Raw genomic sequence first — 21,280 nt, forward strand, 5'->3', positions numbered from 1 at the left:
GTTTTTTTGTTTCAGGTTAAAGTTTTAAGTTTTTTACTGGAACTTATTTCCTTTGAAATCTTTTTTATTGAGATAAGTAAAAAAGTTTTTTATTTTGCCACTTAAATTCTCATAATCTTTTTTTAAAGCTTCGAATTTTTGTTATGAAATATATTCAAAATCAAAAACTCGATATAATTGAGATCTTGTTTCTCCGGCTGAACCTTTTGCAATGGATAGAAATTGTCGGAATTCTAAATTTCCATCTCTTTCAAAACCTTCAGCAATATTATCCATTACTGAACCCGAAGAATCTTTTATTTGATTTTTGAATCTGAGATCTGATCTTAACTCTGTATGAATTGCAATAAGGTGAATTTCTTTTGCCAGTCGTCGAGCTTCTTTCCAAATTTCTAAATCCTCAAATCGATTAATTGTTGCCATGATTTCCGTTTCAATAATTTTAAGTTTAAGCTTACAAAAATAAGTTTAACCTGAAGCTAAAAAAAACATGAAACCTGAAACAAAAATTTAATTCTCTGCTTTAATCCAGTCGTATCCTTTTTCTTCCAGTTCGTAAGCCAGTTCTTTTCCTCCTGATTTTACGATTCTTCCGTTGTAAAGAACGTGAACGAAATCCGGAACGATGTAATCTAACAAACGTTGGTAGTGTGTGATCACGATAATGGCGTTCTTCTCACTTTTCAATTTGTTCACTCCGTTAGCCACAATTCTTAAAGCGTCAATGTCAAGACCAGAATCGGTTTCGTCAAGGATAGCTAATTTTGGTTCTAACATTGCCATTTGGAAAATCTCGTTTCTTTTTTTCTCACCACCTGAAAAACCTTCGTTTAAAGAACGTGATAAAAACTTACGGTCGATTTCTAATAATTCAGATTTCTCACGAATTACTTTTAGCATTTCATTCGCTGGCATTTCAGCCTGACCGTTTGCTTTACGAGTTTCGTTGATAGCCGTTTTCATGAAGTTTGTAACGCTAACTCCGGGAATTTCTACAGGATATTGAAATGAAAGAAAAACTCCTTTGTGTGCTCTTTCTTCCGGAGCAAGATCAGCAAGATCTTCTCCGTCCAGGAAAACTTCTCCTTCAGTAACTTCATAGTTTTCGTTTCCGGCAATTACAGCCGAAAGTGTACTTTTTCCGGAACCGTTTGGCCCCATGATAGCGTGTACTTCGCCAGCTTTAACTTCTATATTAATTCCTTTAAGGATTTCTTTATCACCAATTGAGGCGTGAAGGTTTTTTATTGATAACATTGTTTTTTTTATTTTATATAAATGTCAATTCTATTTTTGTTGTCTGGTTTAGGATGTTGGCATTAAAATGCGCGTGTCCTAAATATTCCATGCCTAAATAATCGGCTGTCTTTTTGAACGGAATGTAAAAACTATCTTCAATTTCATTGTCGTGTGAATTTGATATCACGCCAATTTTCTTTCCTCTTAGTTTTCGTCCGGTTTCTTTTTCAATTCGGATTAAATCCGAAAAACGATCAAAGAAAACTTTCATGATTCCACTCATATTATACCAATATATTGGCGTTGCAAAAATTAAAGTGTCGTACTTTTCGAGTATTCCTTTTATCAAAGGCAAAAAATCGTCTTCTATATTTTTGCTTTCGTAATCATAATGAGAAATGTTATAATCACTTAAATTAATTATGTCTATTCCGGTTTCTTTAGAAATCTCGTCTACAATTTTGGTTGTATTTCCGTTTTTTCTGGATGAACCTAAAATGATTACTTTTTTGTTTTCCATTAATACTTATTCGTAATGTCCTTTCAAAGAAAGAATATCTAATATCTCGATTGTTTCTTCTTCTGTAACCTTATAAATTATCCGGTGTTCTTGATTTATTCTTCTAGACCATTTTCCCGACAATTCATATTTTAAAGGTTCAGGTTTTCCGATACCTTCAAAAGGATGAAGTTGTATATCTTCAATCAAGGCAGTAATCTTATTCATAATTGCTTTATTGCCAGATTTTTTCCAATACTCTCTGTCTTTTTGAGCTTTTTCAGAATAAATTACTTCCACAAATCTTCTAATTTTATTTTAACTCCCTTCCCGTCTTTTATACTCTGTTCAGCATCTAAAATTTCTTTTACAAATTCTGGATTATATGGTTTTTCTTTCTCTTCGATAATTTCAAAACCAAGAGATTTTGCCAGTGATTGAAAAACTGGGAAATCTTTTTTCTTTACATTTTTTAAGATGATATCCATATTGCTTTGTTTTTTATTAACCTACAGATCCTTCTAAAGAAATCTCTAATAATTTTTGAGCTTCAACAGCAAATTCCATTGGTAATTTGTTCAATACATCTTTACTGAAACCGTTTACAATTAAGGCAATCGCTTTTTCAGTCGGGATACCTCTTTGGTTGCAATAAAAAACCTGATCTTCTCCAATTTTACTTGTAGTGGCTTCATGCTCGATTTTAGCTGATGGATTTTTACTTTCGATATAAGGGAAAGTATGCGCCCCACAATTGTTTCCCATTAATAGAGAATCACATTGCGAAAAGTTTCTTGCATTCTCAGCTCTTGGGCTAATTTGCACTAATCCACGGTAACTGTTTTGTGATTTACCAGCCGAGATACCTTTAGAAATAATAGTCGATTTAGTGTTTTTACCTAAATGGATCATTTTAGTTCCCGTATCTGCTTGTTGGTAGTTATTAGTAACAGCGATAGAATAAAATTCGCCTACCGAGTTGTCTCCTTTAAGTACACAAGAAGGATATTTCCAGGTTACAGCAGAACCTGTTTCTACTTGTGTCCATGAAATTTTAGCGTTTGTTTCGCATAAACCTCTTTTGGTTACGAAATTGTAAACCCCACCTTTTCCTTCTTTGTTTCCAGGGAACCAGTTTTGAACGGTAGAATATTTAATTTCGGCATCGTCCAAAGCGATTAGTTCCACTACAGCAGCGTGCAATTGGTTTTCGTCACGACTTGGAGCAGTACAACCTTCAAGGTAGGATACATAACTTCCTTCATCTGCAATAACAAGAGTTCTTTCGAATTGTCCTGTTCCTGCCTGGTTGATTCTGAAATAAGTTGAAAGTTCCATTGGGCAGCGAACGCCTTTTGGAATATAACAGAAACTTCCGTCAGAGAAAACAGCTGAGTTTAATGCTGCGTAGAAGTTGTCTTTTTGAGGTACAACACTTCCTAAATATTTACGAACTAATTCCGGATGCTCTTTTATAGCTTCTGAAATCGGACAGAAAATAATTCCTTTTTCTCCTAATGTTTTTTTGAAAGTAGTAGCCACAGAAACAGAATCGACCACAATATCCATAGCGACATTGTTCATCATTTTTTGTTCATCGACAGAGATACCCAACTTTTTGTACATTTCAAGAAGTTCAGGATCTACATCATCCAAAGTTTTATTTGGATCTACTTGTTTTGGCGCTGAATAGTATGAAATTGCCTGAAAGTCCGGTTTTACATAATGAACATTTGCCCATTCCGGTTCGATCATTTCTTTCCACGCGCGAAAAGCTTCGATGCGCCAGTCGGTCATCCATTGCGGCTCTTCTTTTTTAAGAGAAATAGCTCTCACGATATCTTCGTTTAAGCCAATAGGAAACGTCTCCGATTCTATATCAGTATAAAATCCGTATTCGTATTCTTTAGTTTCGAGTTCGATTTTTAAATCGTCTTCAGTATATTTTGACATTTTTTAGTTTTTTAAAACGTTTAAAAAATGAATTCTTAAACGTTTAAATTTTTGCTTTTGTTTAGATTCTTTTAATTTATAGCGAAAAAGACTCTCCGCAACCACAAGTTCTGCTTGCATTTGGATTATTGAACACAAATCCTTTTCCGTTCAATCCACCTGAAAACTCAAGTATTGTTCCGGCTAAATAAAGGAATGATTTTTTTTCAACTGCAATTGTTATGTCGTTGTCTACAAATATTTTATCGTCGTCGCCTTTGGTTTTGTCAAATTTTAAATCATAGGACAAACCAGAGCATCCGCCACTTTTAACGCCTACTCTTACGTAGTCGCTAGCAGCGTCAAAACCATCATCCTTCATTAAGTCGATGATTTTCTTTTTGGCTGTATCAGAAACTTTTATCATTGTTTATGGTATTTAAATTTGCTTTCAATTAAACATGTTTTTTAAAATAGTAATTAAAGTATTACATTTTTTAAAGTACTGTCTTTCAATGTTAAAATGAAATTATCTGCAAAGATACGACTTAAAAACCTTTTTCCATAACGCTTCACATTATTATAACAAATGTTAAAATAGATATTAATTATATTGGTAAACGAGATCTTTATTGTTGCTGTCCTTTGGCCTGCAGGAAATAATGAAAAAGAAGTTGCATTATGAGGGAATGGAGAAGATAACATCAAAATTTTGACTTCATGAATTTGTAATATAATAGCGGTATAATATCCAAAGGGAGTTTTTTAAAGAAAAATTTTTAGTATAAGGAGATTGGATTTCCTAGCTTTGTTTTTAATATTAGAAATTTATTCTCATGAAACTTTACCCAATAGAATCCGGAAATTTTAAGTTAGATGGCGGCGCGATGTTTGGTGTTGTGCCTAAAACCATCTGGAATAAAACCAATCCGGCAGATGCCAATAATTTAATTGATATTGCTGCCAGATGCCTGCTTATTGAAGACGGAAATAGATTAATCCTTATTGATACCGGAATGGGGGACAAGCAGTCAGAAAAATTCTTTGGCTATTACTCCCTTTGGGGATCGCATTCGATAGATAAATCATTGGCAAAATATGGTTTTAGCCGGGATGATATTACGGATGTTTTTATGACACATTTGCATTTTGATCATTGTGGTGGAAGCGTTCAGTGGAATTCTGATAAAACATTTTATGAGCCAGCTTTTAAAAATGCTAAATTCTGGACGAATGAAAATCATTGGGAATGGGCGACAAAACCTAATGCACGCGAAAAAGCTTCTTTTCTATCGGAGAATATTTTACCAATGCAGGAAAGTGGACAACTGAATTTTATAAATCGTCCTGAAAGTGATTTTGGGTTCTCTCCGGAAATGAATTTTGGAATTTATTATGTAGATGGCCACACCGAAAAGCAAATGATTCCTCATATTCAATATCAGGATAAAACCATCGTTTTTTGTGCTGATTTATTAGCGACAGCCGGACATATTCCGTTGCCTTATGTTATGGGCTACGACACACGACCTTTATTAACAATGCCTGAAAAATCAAAGTTTTTAAATGAAGCAGCAGACAAAAATTATTATTTGTTTTTAGAACATGATGCTCACAATCAAATTATAACGGTAGAACATACAGAGAAAGGTGTCCGATTAAAAGAGGTTCTTACTTGTGAAGAAGTTCTTTAAAATAAAATTTCAAGTATAAAAAAATCCCATTTTCAAACGAATGAACAATGGGATTTTTTACTTAACAAATTGTAAATATTAAAAAGTTAGTTGGTTTTAAATTTCCAAACCTGTCCAACGGTTTCTCCTCCTTTATTGTCTTTTACAACAACTTTCCAGAAATATTCTGTTGTAGGATCAAGTGTAACATCAAAAGAAAGTGCACTTGTATTCTCACTTACTTTTGATGTAGGCGGATTTGTTTTTCCAAAATAAACATCATAGGTTAGAACATCTGTCACGTCAACATCTGTCGCTTTCCATTTTAAAGTTGCAGTTGTTGTGTTCAATACAGAATTAATAGCAGGTTCTACTAATTCCGGAGAAAATGGCAAATGGTTTACCACAGCTTCGCCAGTTGTGTAAAGCTTGTAAACAGGTGAATAAGTACTAGACAATCCTTTGCTGTCTGTTGCTTTTACTCTCCAGTAATACGCTGTGTTTTTATCTAAACTTATCGAAGAATTATCAGCTGTAACTTCGTTTGTTTTTACAATCTGAGTAAAAGTATTGTCTTTTGCTACCTGAATTTGATAGGTGATAATATCTTTATTGGCATCTGTAGAAAGTTTCCATTGAAACGAAACAGTGTTGTCTACACAGAGTTTATTATCTGCCGGAGTAACCAATGCAGGTATTGTTGGTGCTACATTTGCTTCTGGAGTTGGTTCTGAATCATCACCGCCACCGCCACCACAAGCTGCGAACAAGAAACTAATAATTGATAGGGATATAAAATTCTTCATCTTTATTTTTTTATAATTTTAATGTATTCCGGAGCGTCTAAATAAACTTTGGCAGCATAAATTCCCGAAGGTTGATTTTCAAGATTCAATTGTGCTTTTCCGCTTTCGACAGGATATGTTTTAGCCGAAACTAATTGACCTGAGAAATTGTATAATTCTATTGTAACCTCGTTTTTAATACCTGGAATTTCAATTTCAAAACTTCCAGAAGTAGGATTAGGGTAAGCAGATAAAATTTGATAATCAGCATCAAAATCTGAAACAGAAACCTTTTTAGCAAAAATACCTTCGCAAGCTTTTGCTGTTGCTACTTCTACTAAGGAACTTTTAGCAACATCTACAGAAAATGTGGCATCATTGGTTTGAAACTGTTCTGTTCCATCAACAAAAACAGTAAATGGTGCAGTTCCTGCTGTGATTTCTACGTCAACTGTTCTAGATGTTATGCTTGATTTTCCTGTAATTGTAGCACCTTTTGCAATAGTAACAGTAAAGTTTTGCTCGAAAATCATCTCAGGAATTGTGATCTTAATTTTGTAAACACCAGGAGTTAAACTCGCTACTTTTAGACTATTGTTGACAAAAGTGTACGCTTTGTCGTTTATAGTTGCAGCGTAAGCAAATGAGCTTTTTCCTACGACACTAATTTCACCATTGTTTTCTCCTAAACAAGATTCGCCTTTCGTTTCAACAGTAAAATTGTTTGCGGGTAAAGACAGTTCTCCGGTACATTCTGTGTTATAAGTTGCATGAGCGTCTTTTAGGCTTAACCAATTTTTATTGGCATAATTTACATCATCAACAAGAATACAGTGTAATTTTGGATTTGATGTAAATAACAGATTGTTGAATACAAGAAAAGTATTCTTGCCGTTTTGAAGGTTCAAACTGGTCAATTCATTCGAATTTACCCTTAATGAAGTTAATGCCGGATTTTTCGTAATATCTAATGTTTCAAGTCCACTGCCAGAAATTTCCAAAGTTATTAAGGCCTTATTATTAGAAACATCCAGAGTTTTTATTTGGCAGCCTGATGCATCCAGATAAGTAAGCATTGTGTTTTTAGAAATATTTAAACCTATCAAAGGTGTATTTGAATTAATGTTTAATGTTTTAAGTGACAGGTTTTTAGATAGCTCTATCGCTGTTAATTTATTATTATTAATACTAACATCTGTTAAAGCTATGTTATTGCTAAGATCAATGTTTGCAATTTTATTGGTATACAGAACTAATGTGTTTAATAAAGTGTTTTTCGATACATTAATCGTTGTTAGCTGATTACTTGAAGCATTGATATTTTTTAGAGCTTTATTGTTTGAAAAATCTAATGCTGTAAATTTATTAGAATAACAAACGATCTCTTCTAAAGCAGTATTTGCAGACAGATCTAAAGTACTAAGATTGTTGCTGGATACATTTAGATACTTTAATTTTAAGTTTGTAGACAGATCGATATTAGTAAGAGCCTGACCGAAGCAATAAAATGTTTCTAAAGCTGTAAAATCTGCTATACCTGTTAAGTCGGTTATTTTTTCTTTGGCATCAGGAATATATAAATAGTTTACAGTCGCAATTTTTGAAGTTAAAACTTTTCCATCAACTGCGCCGGAATCTATTCCAAGACTGATTAAACGTTTTTCAAAGTTAATATCCGGGATTAAAGTGTATTGAATGTTTTCAGGACATACTGCGGTAGAATAAGTGGCTTTCGCATCTTTTGCAAGCCATTTCTCTGTAGAGAATGCTACATCATCAACCTGAATGCAAAGCAAATTTGGATTTTCTGTAAAGTTTCCAAAAATCATACGTTGCATGTTGGCATTGTTTCCATTCTTTACATTTAAACTATAAAGGTTATTACCTGCACAATCAAATTCTATTAAATTGGTGTTTTTAGAAACATCCAGGTTCGTAAGTTTATTAGAACTTGCACTTAAAGTAAGTAGCATTGTGTTTCTGGAAACATCTAAAGGTTGAATGTTGTTAGAGCTGCAATTTAAATTAGTTAGTAAAGTGTTATTATTAAGATACAATTCGCTCAGCTGATTTTTAGAACAGTTTAATGAAGTTAAAGAATTAAAATCCTTAATTCCGGTTAAATCTTTAATGTTACTGTTCGAGATATCTAAAGAGGTAACATTAATAATACTGGCTGTTAACACTTTTCCATTTTTACCGTCTTGGTCAATTTGAAGGGCTATTAGTTTATCTTCAAAATTTGAATCAGGAATTGCAGTGTATGCTGCTACAACCGAACATGAGTTTGAATAACTGGCGGCAGCATCTTTAAATTTTGCCCAATTTGTATTAGAATACTCAACATCATCAACTTCAATACAAGTTAATTTTGTACTAACAAAACCTGCGTAACCAAATGTATTGGTTTTAAAGTTTTTGTTATTCCCGTTTTTTAAATTCAAATAAGCAAGATTTATATTGTAGGAACAAGATACATTAGTTAATAAAGTGTTTTTAGAGAGATCCAAAGTTCTAAGATCATTTGAGTCAAGATCTAATGTTGCCAGTTTTGTATTTTTAGAAAGATCTAATATTTTTAAATCGTTACGTTTCATAGCTAAATACTGTAGATTGGTATTGTTCGAAACATCCAGAGTTTTTATGTTGGCATCTGAAGCGTCAATACTAATCAAAGCTGTATTTTTTGTAACATTTATTTCAGCTATAGCATTTTCTCTTATGTCTAAAGTTTTTAAGGCCGTATTTTTTGTGAGGTCAACTTTAGAAATTTTATTTTTAGTTATTTTTAAATTCTCTAATACTAAATTGTTTGAAGTATTAAGTGTTGTAATATTATTATAAGAGCAATCTAATGTGGTAAGATTTTTTAGTGCCGAAATGTCTAGTTTTGTTAGTTTACTAGGTGTAGAATAGTTGATACCTGAACAGTCTAATGATTTTAGGTTTTTAAAATATTCTAATCCTGTTAAATCGGTTACTAATCCTCCGTTGAAACGTAAACTCTCTGTAGCTTCAACCTTTGATTTTAGAACTTTTCCGTCTATAACGCCATCAATGCCATTGCTGATTAAGGCTTTTTCAAAATCTGCATCTGGAATTAAAACATATTCCGGAGCTGTACAGGTTAAAGAATAAGTAACATTTGCATCTTTGGATGTTGTCCATTTTGTATTAGAATAGGCAACATCATCCACAAGTACACAGCTTAAACTTGGATTGTTTTTTAAATCGATAAAACTTATTATAGTGTTTCTGCCGTTTTGCAGGTTCAAAGTTGTCATTTCACTATTTCCATTACATATTATTGTAGACAAAGCAGTGTTTTTGCTTAGGTCTAGTGTTGTCAGACGATTTGAACTAACGTCTAGCATAGATAAGTTTTTATTTGTAGAAAGATCTAATGAAGTTAATTGATTAGAACCGGAATACAGGTAAAGTAATTTGGTGTGTTTAGAAATGTCTAGCGATGCGAGTCGATTATAACCGCAGTTTAGAACTACTAAATTTAAATTATTAGAAATATCGAGAGTTGTCCATTTAAGATTCTGAATGTCTAGCTCTCTCAAATTTGTATGTTTAGAAATATTTAAGGTTGTTAAAGAAGTAGATCCACAATATAAATAGGTTAATGCCAAATTTGTTGAAATATCAAGTGTACTAATTGGGTTATTGCTTAAGCTTAAGTACTCTAGAGCAGGGTTTGCAGATGTACTAAGAGTAGAAATTTTATTAGAGTTAACAGCCAAAGTAGCCAATTTAGGATTGTTGGAAATATCTAAACTACTAATTTGATTTCCGGCAATACTCAAAGATGTCAAATTAGCATTTTTAGAAACGTTTATCGTTTTAAGTTTACCATTTCCTCCGGCACCAGTATATGAATTTGCATTACAACTTAATGTTTCTAAAGCTTGAAAATCCTCTATCCCTGTTAAATCAGAAACTGTAGAAGCATCAATAGTTAGTGATTTAACCATTTTAATCTTTTCGGTCAATACTTTTCCATCGGCAGCACCCGAATCAATTCCAAGGGCAATAAGTTTATTTTCAAAATTGAGATCAGGAATTAGAGTATATGCACAATCTATACTATAACTGGCCGATGCATCTTTCGTACGGCTCCAGTTTGTGTTGGCAAAGTTTACATCGTCTACCAGTATACAACTTAATTGAGGATTCAGTGTAAAATTAGAAATATTAGTTTGAAGTTGGTTGTTATTCCCATTTTTCAGATTTAAAGTGATCAACTTATTATTGTTACATCTTAATGCAAAAATCCTCTTATTCGATGAAACATCAAGACTTGTTAGTTGGTTGTTTCCGCAATCTAACTCTTTTAAAAATAAATTTTTAGAAAGGTTTAAGGCAGCGATTTTATTATTATAGGCGTTTAGAACAGTCAGCTCAGTATTTGTGGAGACATCTAAAGCGGTAATTTGGTTAGAGTAACAAAGTAAATCGGTTAACAGCGTATTTTTTGATACATTTAAACTGGTTAACGAATTCTCTCCACAATATAATTTTGTTAAAGTGGTATTATTGTCAAGGTTTAAATTTGTCAGCTTATTGCTGGTAACAGTTAGTTCGCTTAAGAGTTTGTTATTCGATATCTCTAACGAACTTAATTGATTAGAGTTAACATTCAAGTATGACAAATTAGTGTTTGCAGATAGATTTAAATTGGTGATTTTGTTTATCTGACCATTAAGATTCTGCAACAGAACATTTGTGTTGAGGTTTAATTCGGTTAATTGATTTTCACTAACATCCAATCTCGTCAATTTTTTGTTTCGTGATAAATCTATCTTTGTTATTTGATTTTTTTTACAAGATAAATCGGTGAGCGATGTAAAAGCTTCTATTCCGGTTAAATCAGAAATAAACCTGTTGTCAACGTTTAGCGAGGTTACAGAAGCTACATTTGCAGTTAGTACTTTTCCGTCGGGAGCACCTGAATCAAGACCCAGGCTGATAAGTCTGTTTTCGAAATTAACGTCCGGAATTAAAGTATTCGCTGCACAATCTGTACTGAAACTTGCTGTTAGGTCTTTTTTGTCAGTCCAAGATGTATTCGCGTCTGCTTCGTTATCTACTTGAATACATTTTAGGTCTGGATTGAATCTGAAACTAATGCTTGTAATTGAATAATTTTTTCCGTTTTGTATATTCAGGCTGGTTAGTTTATTTGAATTACAGTAGAAAGAAGTTAGTTGAACATTTTTAGTTACATCAAGACTTTCTAACAAATTGTTGTCACATATAAGCTGCGACATTTTTACGTTAGAAGACACGTTGAGGGTTGTAATCTTATTATTGCCACAAACTAACCCTTCCAGCATTAATAGTTTTGAAACATTTATGTTTGCTAGTTTATTCTTGTCACAAGAAATACGTTTAAGTGCTGTATTATTAGAGAAATCTAGCGCTGTTAACAGGTTATTGGTACATTCTAACTCGATTAGGGCATTGTTTTTAGACAAGTTTAATTGTGTCAGTCGATTAGAGGAACATCTCAATTCTCTTAAAGATATAAAAGCTTCAATCCCTGTGAGGTCTGTGATGGAGCTATTGTCAATATACAAATAAAACACACCAGCCACATTTGCAGTTAGTACTTTTCCGTCTGGATTACCTGAGTCGATACCCAGACTAATTAGCTTGTTTTCAAAATTCACATCTGGAATAGAAGTGTACTGTTGCGCATAAATAGAAAAATTTGCTAATAATAGCAATAAGAGTAGTTTTGTTTTCATAGACTCGATTTATGATTGTATCGCGCAAGAATACAAATTACAAGTGGGATTTCTTTACGGGAACACGTAATGAACAATTTATCTTTAAAAAGATTAAAAACCAAATAGTCAATTAGTCGTTTTTCTAAGACTTAATTAGATTAGGTTTTTTTATTTGGAAAGGGTTTTACAATGCTCTTAAGGTTGCCTGAACGTTACAATAAAAATCATAACACAGTGTTAATCGTTAGTTTTATGTAACAAAAAATCATAATTTAGGCGCATAATTTAACTTTATATTCAAATAGACATATGAATCATATAAAACTAAATACATTATCTACTTTTGCATTACTTGTATTTGCAGGCTGTAGCGCCACTTTACAAGCACAAACCTCTACTTCTAAACAAATGATTACGGCTCCTTTAGCAGTAGTTAAAAAAGCACCTGTTAGCGAAAACGAATTAAAAAGATGGAGTCATCTTGACCTGATCAAAGATTCGATTCCGGGAATGAGTGTTGACAGGGCTTATGCCGAATTACTGCAAGGAAAAAAAGGTGTAAAAGTAATTGTAGGTATTGTAGATTCTGGTGTAGATATTGAGCATCCGGATTTACAAGGAATGATCTGGACGAATCCTAAAGAAATTCCGGGTAACGGAATCGATGACGATAAAAACGGTTTTATCGATGACGTACACGGATGGAATTTTCTTGGAGATGCCGTTCATGAAAACCTTGAATTGACCCGTATCGTTAAAAAAGGGGATGACGGATCAGCGCAATACAAAGCTGCTTTGGCACAATATGAAGAAAAATCTAAAAAAGTTTTAGAAGACAAACAACAAGTAGACTTTTTGATAGATGTGCATAATACTATAAAAAAAGAGTTAAATAAAACGACTTACAAATTAGAAGATCTAAGCAAAATTACTTCAACCGATCCAAAAGTAGCGAGAAGTAAAATGGTAATGACTCAAATTTTGACCAATGCAGGACCAACTTTTGATCCTGAATCAGAATTAGAAGATTACAGAGAATCAGTTTATGATCAGTTCAATTATAATTTGAACAAAGAATATGACGGTAGAAAAATCGTAGGTGATAATCCGGAAGATATTAAAGACAATCATTACGGAAATAATGTAGTTTTCGGCCCCGATAAAGAAAAAGCATTGCACGGAACTCACGTAGCGGGAATTATTGCTCAGGTTCGTGGTAATGATTTAGGCGGAGACGGTGTTGCAAACAATGTCGAAATATTAACTGTGAGAGCAGTTCCTGACGGAGATGAGTACGATAAAGATATCGCTTTGGCCATTCGTTATGCAGTTGATAACGGAGCGAAAGTAATTAACGGAAGTTTCGGGAAAAGTTTTTCTCCGCACAAAAAATGGGTTTATGATGCCATAAAATATGCTGCTAAAAAAGATGTTTTAATTGTACACGCAGCCGGAAATGACGGATACAATATCGATAAAACAGAAAACATTAATTACCCAAATGATTCTGAAGATAACGTAAAAGAATTTGCCAATAACGTGATTACAATTGGTGCAATCAACAAAGCATACGGAGAAAATGTTGTAGCTCCGTTTTCGAACTTCGGAAAAATAAATGTTGATGTTTTTGCTCCGGGTGAAGAGATTTATGCAACTGTTCCAAACAATAAATACAAGTATTTGCAAGGAACTTCGATGGCGTCTCCAAATGCGGCAGGAGTTGCAGCATTAATTCGTTCCTACTATCCAAAACTAAAAGCAGCTCAGGTAAAACAAATTTTAATGGATTCAGGAGTAGCACTTCCATCAATGGTAATTCTAGGTGAAAATCCAAATCCGGAACAAAAACCTGTAGCAGTTTCTTCGGTAGAATCATCAAGAACAGCTAAAATGGTAAATGCTTATAATGCCTTATTAATGGCAGAGAAAATGTCTGGAAAAAAATAAAAACACACAAAATAGTAACCTAATGGAAGAGTGGCAGCTCTTCCATTTTTATTGAAAAAACCATGCGAAAAATTATACTATTTTCTTTTTTGAGTTTGGGTCTAAACTCAGCATTTGCACAAAGTGCCCCATATTGGCAACAACAGGTCGATTATAAAATGGAGGTTTCGATGGATGTAAAAAACTACCAATACAAAGGAAAACAGGAATTGGTGTATACCAATAATTCTCCGGATACTTTAAAAAAGGTATTTTATCATTTGTTTCCAAATGCATTTCAGCCAGGAAGTGAAATGGATGCCCGTTTACATACCATAAAAGATCCCGACGGAAGAATGGTAACCAAAATAAAAGATGCTGATGGAAAAGAAACAAAACAAAGCCGCATCGAAACCCTAAAGCCTAATGAAATCGGGTTTTTAAAAATCACGAATTTAAAACAAGACGGTGTAACGGCTCAAACCAGAGTTTCAGGAACAATCCTGGAAGTGACTTTGGCGAAACCTATTTTACCAAATTCTAAAACTACTTTTACCTTAGATTTTGACGGGCAGGTTCCGGTTCAGATTCGTCGTTCAGGACGTAACAATTCAGAGGGAGTTGAATTATCAATGTCACAATGGTATCCTAAATTAGCCGAATTTGATTTTGAAGGCTGGCACGCAGATCCTTATATCGCAAGAGAATTTCATGGTGTTTGGGGTAATTTTGATGTAAAAATCACAATTGATAAGGACTATACTATTGGAGGATCAGGGTATTTACAGGACAAAAACGAAATTGGTCACGGGTATGAAGATGCTGGTGTAGCAGTTACGTATCCAAAGAAAACAAAAACATTAACATGGCATTTTATCGCCCCAAATGTTCACGACTTTACCTGGGCTGCAGATAAAGAATATACACATGATATTGTAAAAGGACCAAATGATGTTGACTTGCATTTCTTCTACAAAAACAATCCAAAGACTACTGAAAACTGGAAACAATTAGAACCTTTAATGGTTAAAGTAATGGATTATTACAACCATAGAGTAGGAGCATATCCATACAAACAATACTCCTTTATTCAGGGTGGAGATGGCGGAATGGAATATGCCATGTGTACTTTGATGCTTGGAAACGGAACCCTTCAGGGAATTCTGGGAACTGCAACACATGAATTAGGGCATTCCTGGTTTCAGCATATTTTGGCTTCAAACGAATCAAAACACCCCTGGATGGATGAAGGTTTTACTACTTACATCGAAGACAGTGCTTTGAATGAATTAAAAGGAGATAAAAAAGAAGTAAATCCGTTTAAAGGAAATTATGCAGCTTATTATCAATTAGTCAATTCAGGAAAAGAGCAACCACAAGGAACTCATGGTGATCGTTACGACGAAAACAGACCCTACAGTATTTCGGCTTATGTAAAAGGAAGTATCTTTTTGTCGCAATTAGAATATGTAATAGGAAAAGAAAATGTTGACGCCACTTTAAAAAGATATTTTAACGATTTCAAATTCAAACATCCAACTCCAAACGACATTAAAAGATCAGCAGAAAGAGTTTCAGGAGCTGAGCTGGACTGGTATTTAATTGATTGGACAGAAACTACCAATACCATTGATTACGGCATCAAAGATGTGGCAGATAATGCAGGAAAAACAACGTTAAGTTTAGAAAGAATTGGTAGAATGCCAATGCCTGTTGATGTAACGGTTGAATACACAGACGGAACTTTGGAGAGTTTCTACATTCCGTTAAGAATGATGAATTTCATTAAACCAAATCCAAACCCGAACGTAAAAAGAACTGTTTTGGAAGATTGGGCGTGGGCACAATCGAACTATAGTTTTACAATAAACAAAAGTAAAGCAGCAATCAAAAAAATCACCATAGATCCAAGCGGATTAATGGCGGATGTAAAAGCTGCTAATAATGTTTATGAGGTGAAGTAAGCTTCGTTTAAAAGTATAAAAAAAGCCTCGTTTAGAAATAAACGAGGCTTTTTTTGTATCAGTTTAAGGTTTAACCCAAATGCTCCAACATATCTTTTGTCATCGATTCCAGATCAAAAGTATGTTTCCAGTCCCAGTCTTCTCTTGCCTGAGAATCATCGATACTTGCCGGCCAGCTGTCCGCAATTTTCTGACGGAAATCAGGCTCATAAGTAATCGTAAATTCAGGAATATGTTTTTTAATTTCATTGGCAATTTCAGTTGGCGTAAAACTCATCGCGGCTAAATTGTATGAAGAATGTATTTTGATTTTTTCAACCGGTGCTTTCATAATATTAATAGTAGCATCAATCGCATCATCCATATACATCATAGGCATTTTGGTTTCAGACGATAAAAAGCACTCGTATTTTTTATCCGCAATAGCCTTATAGAAAATATCAACGGCATAATCTGTCGTTCCGCCGCCAGGAGGCGTAGACCAGCTAATTAAACCCGGATAACGGATGCTTCGAACATCAACACCATAAATGTTGTGGTAGTATTCGCACCATCTTTCTCCGGCTTGTTTACTAATTCCGTAAACTGTCGATGGTTCCATAACGGTATATTGTGGTGTGTTTTCTTTTGGAGTTGTAGGTCCAAAAACCGCAATACTGGACGGCCAGAATATCTTTTTGATCTTTTTGGCTTTTGCTAAATTCAAAACGTGAAATAAAGAATTCATATTCAAATCCCAGGCAAATGCAGGGTTTTTTTCGGCTGTAGCCGATAAAAGTGCCGCCATCAAATAAATGTCAGTAATTTGATGTACTTCGACAAGGTGCTCAATTTGGTTGAAATCTAAAGCATTGACCACTTCAAACGGACCAGAGTTTACAACGTCAGTATTTAATTTTCGAATATCAGAAGCAATTACATTTTCTGTTCCGTAAAGCTTACGTAGTTTTTGGGTCAGTTCTGTCCCAATTTGACCGCAAGCGCCAATGATCAATATTTTTGGATTCATTTGAGTTGTTTTTTTTAGAGATACAAATATAACGTTTTCGCAAATATTTTTACTTTTCGCAACAACAAATTATAAATTTAACAATGATAAAGTTTGTTTTTTGGATTATTCTCTGTTGGGGTGTTTAATTATTTTAACCGCAAAGAGCGCTAAGGTTTTTTTATTGGGCTGAAATAATCTCGCAAAGGCGCAAGGGCGTAAAGATTTTATCCTGCAGTACGTTTAGAAAACACAAAGTTTGCAAAGCTGGTTCAAAACAAAGCTTTGCGAACTTTGTGTTTTTATAAAACTTCTTAATTTAAAAATCTTTGCGTGCTTTGCGGTTAAATTTTCCAGCCAAAAAAACAACCATGATTTATAGAATCTTTAGCAAAAAACAGCATTCGTAATTGTAAATTTACTTTGTAACTTTGTAGCTTAATGTTTTACCAAATGAAATATAAAATATCTCTTTTTCTGCTTTTTGTTTTTGTATTGAATTCATGTCAAAATGAAGATGAAAAACGTCGTGCTGAAAATGAAAAAGAAGCGAAAAAAAAGGAAGTTATTTTTAATAATATCAATAAAGCCTGGACATTTATTGACGAGCCTATAAACGAAATTTCAGAGCAAAAAGTAAATTCCTGGAACGAGTGGCGCGAATTTTTAAAAGAACTGGGAGATAAGCCAAGAAAAACCATTGGAGCGTTTCAAAAAAAGTCGACTGCGCTTTCTAAAAAAGCAATTGCTTTAAATGATAATATTCCTGTCGAGTTTAATGTACCTGCTATCAAAAGCCGAATTTCTATTTTGGTTACCAAAGTTAAAATGATGGATTTATTTATTCATCTGAATCAAATTCCGACTGAGAAAGTGACGTTTTTAATTGGAGAAATTAATAAAGAATTAGTGTCTTTAGAAAGACAAATGGATAATATTTATGTAAAAAGTAAAATTCCAAAAGAAGAAGGAGAAGAGGACTTCCTGAAAATGCTAGACACAACACGTGCCATTCAGGGTACAGTTATAGAACCGGTTCCGGGAAAAAAAACAGATCAAAATTTGCCAAAAGTTGAGTAAAAACGCCTTATATACCCTGTATGATCATCTGCCTAAAAATCAGCAGATTGCCACACAATTATTAGAACAAAATCAGATAAAAATGCATCTTAACGGTTTGTTAGGATCAGCAGTTTCATTTGTCATTCGTGCTGTTTTCAAAAAAACAGAATTGCCTTTTTTAATTGTTTTAGACAATAAAGAAGAAGCCGCTTATTACCTGAACGATCTCGAACAAATGATAGGCGAGCAGGATGTTTTGTTTTACCCGGCATCATTTCGCCGTCCTTATCAGGTTGATGAAACGGATAACGCCAATGTTTTGCTGCGCGCTGAGGTTTTAAACCGAATCAATTCCCGCAAGAAACCAGCTATAATTGTAACCTATCCGGAAGCACTTTTTGAAAAAGTAGTGACCCGTCAGCAATTAGACAAAAACACTTTAAAGGTCGCTTTGAATGACAAAATTTCGATCGATTTTATCAACGAAGTTTTGTTTGAATACGAATTCAAAAGAGTCGATTTTATTACAGAACCGGGCGAATTCTCCGTTCGTGGAGGTATTGTCGATGTATTCTCTTTTTCAAACGATCATCCTTATAGAATTGAGTTTTTTGGTAACGAAGTAGACAGCATCAGAAGTTTTGATGTCGAGACACAATTATCTGTCGAAACCCATAAAAAAGTGACCATAATCCCAAATGTCGAAAACAAGATATTTCAGGAAAACCGCGAAAGTTTCTTAGATTATATTGCTGAGAAAACGGTTCTTTTTATTCAAAATACCGATGGGCTTTTTAGTCAGTTAGACAAACAATTTGCAAGGGCAGAAGAAGCTTTTGGGAAACTTTCGGGAGAAATAAAACATGCTACACCGGAACAATTATTTTTAAATCAGGCTTCGTTTATTAAACGTGCCTTAGATTTTTCGATAGTAGAATTGGCTTCAAAACCAATCTTTAAAACAACAAAAAATTTCGATTTTCATATTCAGCCGCAACCATCCTTCAATAAGCAATTTGATTTGTTATTGAATAATCTGAGCGACAATCATTTCAACGGATACAAGAATTACTTATTCTGCTCAAATGAAACGCAGGCCAAACGTTTTCATGATATTTTCGAAACTTTAGACGAAGCCAATTCAGAGAATATCCGCAAGCAATATCATACTGTTGTGTTGCCTTTATATCAGGGATTTATTGACGAAGAAAATCAGATTACGGCGTATACCGATCACCAGATTTTTGAACGTTACCATAAATTCAACATTAAAAACGGTTATTCTAAAAAGCAGAATATTACGCTAAAAGAATTAACGGCACTTTCGGTTGGTGATTATGTAACCCACATCGATCACGGAATTGGGAAGTTTGGCGGCTTGCAGAAAATTCAGGTCGAAGGCAAAACGCAGGAAGCCATAAAATTGGTTTATGCCGATAATGATATTGTATATGTAAGCATTCACTCGCTTCATAAAATTTCCAAATACAACGGAAAGGATGGTACGCCGCCCAAAATATATAAGTTAGGATCGAACGCCTGGAAAATTTTAAAACAAAAAACCAAAGCGCGCGTCAAACATATTGCCTTCAATTTGATTCAGTTGTATGCAAAACGACGATTAGAAAAAGGTTTTCAGTTTGCACCGGACAGTTATTTGCAAAACGAATTAGAAAGTTCGTTTATCTACGAAGATACGCCGGACCAAACCAAATCGACACAAGAAGTAAAAGCCGATATGGAAAGCGATCGCCCAATGGATCGTTTGGTTTGCGGAGATGTAGGTTTCGGAAAAACAGAGGTTGCGATTCGTGCTGCATTTAAAGCGGTTGATAATAGTAAACAAGTTGCGGTTTTGGTTCCAACCACGATTTTGGCCTACCAACATTACAGAACTTTTACCGAACGATTAAAAGATATGCCGGTTTCAATTGGTTATTTAAACAGGTTCAGAACTGCAAAACAAAAAGCACAAACACTAAAAGATTTAGCCGAAGGAAAGCTGGATATTGTCATTGGAACACATCAATTGGTCAATAAAAATGTGGTTTTTAAAGACCTTGGTTTATTGATTGTCGACGAAGAACAAAAGTTTGGTGTTAATGTCAAAGATAAACTTAAAACCATTGCGGCCAATGTTGATACATTAACATTAACGGCAACGCCAATCCCGAGAACGCTTCAGTTTTCATTAATGGCAGCACGAGATTTATCAGTAATTACAACACCTCCGCCAAATCGTTATCCTATAGAAACCAATGTAGTTGGTTTTAATGAAGAAGTAATCCGTGATGCGATTTCGTATGAAATTCAGCGAAACGGACAGGTTTTCTTTATCAATAACCGAATCGAAAATATAAAAGAAGTGGCCGGAATGATTCAGCGTTTGGTTCCAAATGCCAGAGTCGGAATTGGACACGGACAAATGGAAGGCGCCAAACTTGAGGAATTAATGTTAGGTTTCATGAACGGAGATTTTGATGTTTTGGTAGCGACAACCATTATAGAAAGTGGTCTGGACGTACCAAATGCCAACACGATTTTCATCAATAATGCCAATAATTTCGGATTGTCAGATTTGCATCAAATGCGTGGCCGTGTAGGGCGTAGCAATAAAAAAGCATTCTGTTACTTCATCTGTCCACCGTATTCATCCATGACCGAAGATGCGAGAAAACGTATTCAGGCTTTGGAACAATTTAGCGAATTAGGAAGCGGTTTCAACATTGCCATGAAAGATCTTGAAATTCGTGGGGCAGGAGATTTATTAGGAGGAGAACAAAGCGGTTTCATCAACGAAATTGGTTTTGATACCTACCAGAAAATCATGAACGAAGCCATCGAAGAATTAAAAGAAAACGAATTCAAAGATTTATATCCGGAAGAGAATGATATTGAAACGAAAGAGTATGTAAAAGATCTGCAAATCGATACCGATTTTGAGCTCTTATTTTCTGATGAATATATCAATAATGTTACGGAACGTTTGAGTTTATATAATGAGTTGGGTGGCGTGAAAAATGAAGAAGAACTGGTTATTTTTCAAAACAAATTAATTGACCGTTTTGGGCCAATGCCTCCGCGTGCCAATGCGTTGATGAACAGTATTCGCATTAAATGGATTGCGACCAATATAGGTATTGAGAAACTGGTAATGAAAAAAGGAAAAATGATTGGTTATTTTGTTTCGGATCAGCAATCCGATTATTATCAATCTTCTAAGTTTAGAAAAGTGCTGCAATTTGTACAAAAATATAGCTCGCTTTGCACCATGAAAGAAAAACAAACTCCAAACGGATTACGACTTTTACTGACTTTTGAGAATGTAAAATCGACCAAACGCGCTTTGGAATTGATGGAAATGTTGGGAGAATAAAAAAGTTTGCCACGAATTTGCTTCGCCTGTTCGCTATCGCTCGGGTCACGAATTTTCACAAATTTTAATTCGTGAATTCGTGGCGAAAAACATTAAGA

Annotated in this window: 14 protein-coding genes and 1 pseudogene; 5 read left to right on the forward strand and 10 right to left on the reverse strand. The window is 34.2% G+C overall.

Annotated features, from left to right (window positions below; translation table 11 throughout):
• Window positions 1-33: 33 nt before the first annotated feature.
• From ACHRWY_RS05475 to ACHRWY_RS05505, 7 genes and pseudogenes are all read right to left on the reverse strand, one after another.
• Window positions 34-423, reverse strand: a pseudogene (locus ACHRWY_RS05475) (four helix bundle protein).
• Window positions 424-510: 87 nt separating this feature from the next.
• Window positions 511-1,257, reverse strand: coding sequence for a Fe-S cluster assembly ATPase SufC (gene sufC / locus ACHRWY_RS05480; RefSeq protein WP_072964755.1), 747 nt, complete (start codon window positions 1,255-1,257; stop codon window positions 511-513).
• Between the two features lie 13 nt (window positions 1,258-1,270).
• Window positions 1,271-1,759, reverse strand: a complete 489-nt coding sequence (locus ACHRWY_RS05485; protein WP_395353241.1) for a flavodoxin family protein — start codon at window positions 1,757-1,759, stop codon at window positions 1,271-1,273.
• A 6-nt stretch (window positions 1,760-1,765) separates the two neighbouring features.
• Complete coding sequence (locus ACHRWY_RS05490; RefSeq protein ID WP_113677129.1) at window positions 1,766-2,038, reverse strand: Txe/YoeB family addiction module toxin; 273 nt, start codon at window positions 2,036-2,038, stop codon at window positions 1,766-1,768.
• Window positions 2,029-2,226: a DUF2683 family protein gene (locus ACHRWY_RS05495; RefSeq protein ID WP_395353243.1), complete on the reverse strand. Its 198-nt coding sequence runs from the start codon at window positions 2,224-2,226 to the stop codon at window positions 2,029-2,031. The genes ACHRWY_RS05490 and ACHRWY_RS05495 overlap by 10 nt, the downstream gene beginning before the upstream one ends.
• A 16-nt stretch (window positions 2,227-2,242) precedes the next feature.
• Window positions 2,243-3,691, reverse strand: a complete 1,449-nt coding sequence (gene sufB / locus ACHRWY_RS05500; RefSeq protein ID WP_395353244.1) for a Fe-S cluster assembly protein SufB — start codon at window positions 3,689-3,691, stop codon at window positions 2,243-2,245.
• Window positions 3,692-3,767: 76 nt separating this feature from the next.
• Window positions 3,768-4,097: an iron-sulfur cluster assembly accessory protein gene (locus tag ACHRWY_RS05505; RefSeq protein WP_055097560.1), complete on the reverse strand. Its 330-nt coding sequence runs from the start codon at window positions 4,095-4,097 to the stop codon at window positions 3,768-3,770.
• A gap of 409 nt (window positions 4,098-4,506) precedes the next feature.
• Here ACHRWY_RS05505 and ACHRWY_RS05510 point away from each other — a divergent pair, with 409 nt between their 5' ends.
• Window positions 4,507-5,364: an MBL fold metallo-hydrolase gene (locus tag ACHRWY_RS05510; protein ID WP_395353245.1), complete on the forward strand. Its 858-nt coding sequence runs from the start codon at window positions 4,507-4,509 to the stop codon at window positions 5,362-5,364.
• Between the two features lie 86 nt (window positions 5,365-5,450).
• Here the strand turns inward: ACHRWY_RS05510 and ACHRWY_RS05515 are convergent, their stop codons facing one another.
• Both ACHRWY_RS05515 and ACHRWY_RS05520 read right to left on the reverse strand, forming a co-directional pair.
• Window positions 5,451-6,149: a hypothetical protein gene (locus ACHRWY_RS05515; protein ID WP_395353246.1), complete on the reverse strand. Its 699-nt coding sequence runs from the start codon at window positions 6,147-6,149 to the stop codon at window positions 5,451-5,453.
• Between the two features lie 2 nt (window positions 6,150-6,151).
• A complete protein-coding gene (locus tag ACHRWY_RS05520; RefSeq protein ID WP_395353247.1) occupies window positions 6,152-11,884 on the reverse strand; it encodes a T9SS type A sorting domain-containing protein in 5,733 nt (1,910 codons plus the stop codon).
• A gap of 291 nt (window positions 11,885-12,175) precedes the next feature.
• On the opposite strand from ACHRWY_RS05520, the gene ACHRWY_RS05525 reads away from it, so the two are divergent.
• Window positions 12,176-13,813: a S8 family peptidase gene (locus ACHRWY_RS05525; protein WP_395353248.1), complete on the forward strand. Its 1,638-nt coding sequence runs from the start codon at window positions 12,176-12,178 to the stop codon at window positions 13,811-13,813.
• Between the two features lie 62 nt (window positions 13,814-13,875).
• Window positions 13,876-15,756 carry a M1 family metallopeptidase gene (locus ACHRWY_RS05530; protein WP_395353249.1) on the forward strand — a complete coding sequence of 627 codons (1,881 nt, stop codon included), beginning with the start codon at window positions 13,876-13,878 and terminating at the stop codon, window positions 15,754-15,756.
• Between the two features lie 70 nt (window positions 15,757-15,826).
• On the opposite strand, the gene ACHRWY_RS05535 is transcribed toward ACHRWY_RS05530, so the two are convergent.
• Window positions 15,827-16,765, reverse strand: a complete 939-nt coding sequence (locus ACHRWY_RS05535) for an L-threonine 3-dehydrogenase (RefSeq protein ID WP_395353250.1) — start codon at window positions 16,763-16,765, stop codon at window positions 15,827-15,829.
• Between the two features lie 432 nt (window positions 16,766-17,197).
• On the opposite strand from ACHRWY_RS05535, the gene ACHRWY_RS05540 reads away from it, so the two are divergent.
• Entirely contained in the window at window positions 17,198-17,824 is a 627-nt protein-coding gene (locus ACHRWY_RS05540; RefSeq protein WP_395353251.1) for a hypothetical protein, read from the forward strand.
• Entirely contained in the window at window positions 17,817-21,182 is a 3,366-nt protein-coding gene (mfd, locus tag ACHRWY_RS05545) for a transcription-repair coupling factor (RefSeq protein WP_395353252.1), read from the forward strand. Before ACHRWY_RS05540 ends, mfd begins: the two co-directional genes overlap by 8 nt.
• The last annotated feature ends 98 nt before the right edge of the window (window positions 21,183-21,280 follow it).

Origin of the sequence: Flavobacterium sp. FlaQc-48 (genome assembly GCF_044007335.1) — a bacterium.
Lineage (GTDB): Bacteria > Bacteroidota > Bacteroidia > Flavobacteriales > Flavobacteriaceae > Flavobacterium.

What these genes read in the sequence shown, in the direction of transcription:
- ACHRWY_RS05515 (WP_395353246.1), bottom strand. Translation starts at nt 6,149, where the DNA reads ATGAAGAATTTTATATCCCTATCAATTATTAGTTTCTTGTTCGCAGCT.
- ACHRWY_RS05510 (WP_395353245.1), top strand. Translation starts at nt 4,507, where the DNA reads ATGAAACTTTACCCAATAGAATCCGGAAATTTTAAGTTAGATGGCGGC.
- sufC (WP_072964755.1), bottom strand. Translation starts at nt 1,257, where the DNA reads ATGTTATCAATAAAAAACCTTCACGCCTCAATTGGTGATAAAGAAATC.
- ACHRWY_RS05520 (WP_395353247.1), bottom strand. Translation starts at nt 11,884, where the DNA reads ATGAAAACAAAACTACTCTTATTGCTATTATTAGCAAATTTTTCTATT.
- ACHRWY_RS05505 (WP_055097560.1), bottom strand. Translation starts at nt 4,097, where the DNA reads ATGATAAAAGTTTCTGATACAGCCAAAAAGAAAATCATCGACTTAATG.
- sufB (WP_395353244.1), bottom strand. Translation starts at nt 3,691, where the DNA reads ATGTCAAAATATACTGAAGACGATTTAAAAATCGAACTCGAAACTAAA.
- ACHRWY_RS05485 (WP_395353241.1), bottom strand. Translation starts at nt 1,759, where the DNA reads ATGGAAAACAAAAAAGTAATCATTTTAGGTTCATCCAGAAAAAACGGA.
- ACHRWY_RS05530 (WP_395353249.1), top strand. Translation starts at nt 13,876, where the DNA reads ATGCGAAAAATTATACTATTTTCTTTTTTGAGTTTGGGTCTAAACTCA.
- ACHRWY_RS05525 (WP_395353248.1), top strand. Translation starts at nt 12,176, where the DNA reads ATGAATCATATAAAACTAAATACATTATCTACTTTTGCATTACTTGTA.
- ACHRWY_RS05540 (WP_395353251.1), top strand. Translation starts at nt 17,198, where the DNA reads ATGAAATATAAAATATCTCTTTTTCTGCTTTTTGTTTTTGTATTGAAT.
- ACHRWY_RS05495 (WP_395353243.1), bottom strand. Translation starts at nt 2,226, where the DNA reads ATGGATATCATCTTAAAAAATGTAAAGAAAAAAGATTTCCCAGTTTTT.
- ACHRWY_RS05535 (WP_395353250.1), bottom strand. Translation starts at nt 16,765, where the DNA reads ATGAATCCAAAAATATTGATCATTGGCGCTTGCGGTCAAATTGGGACA.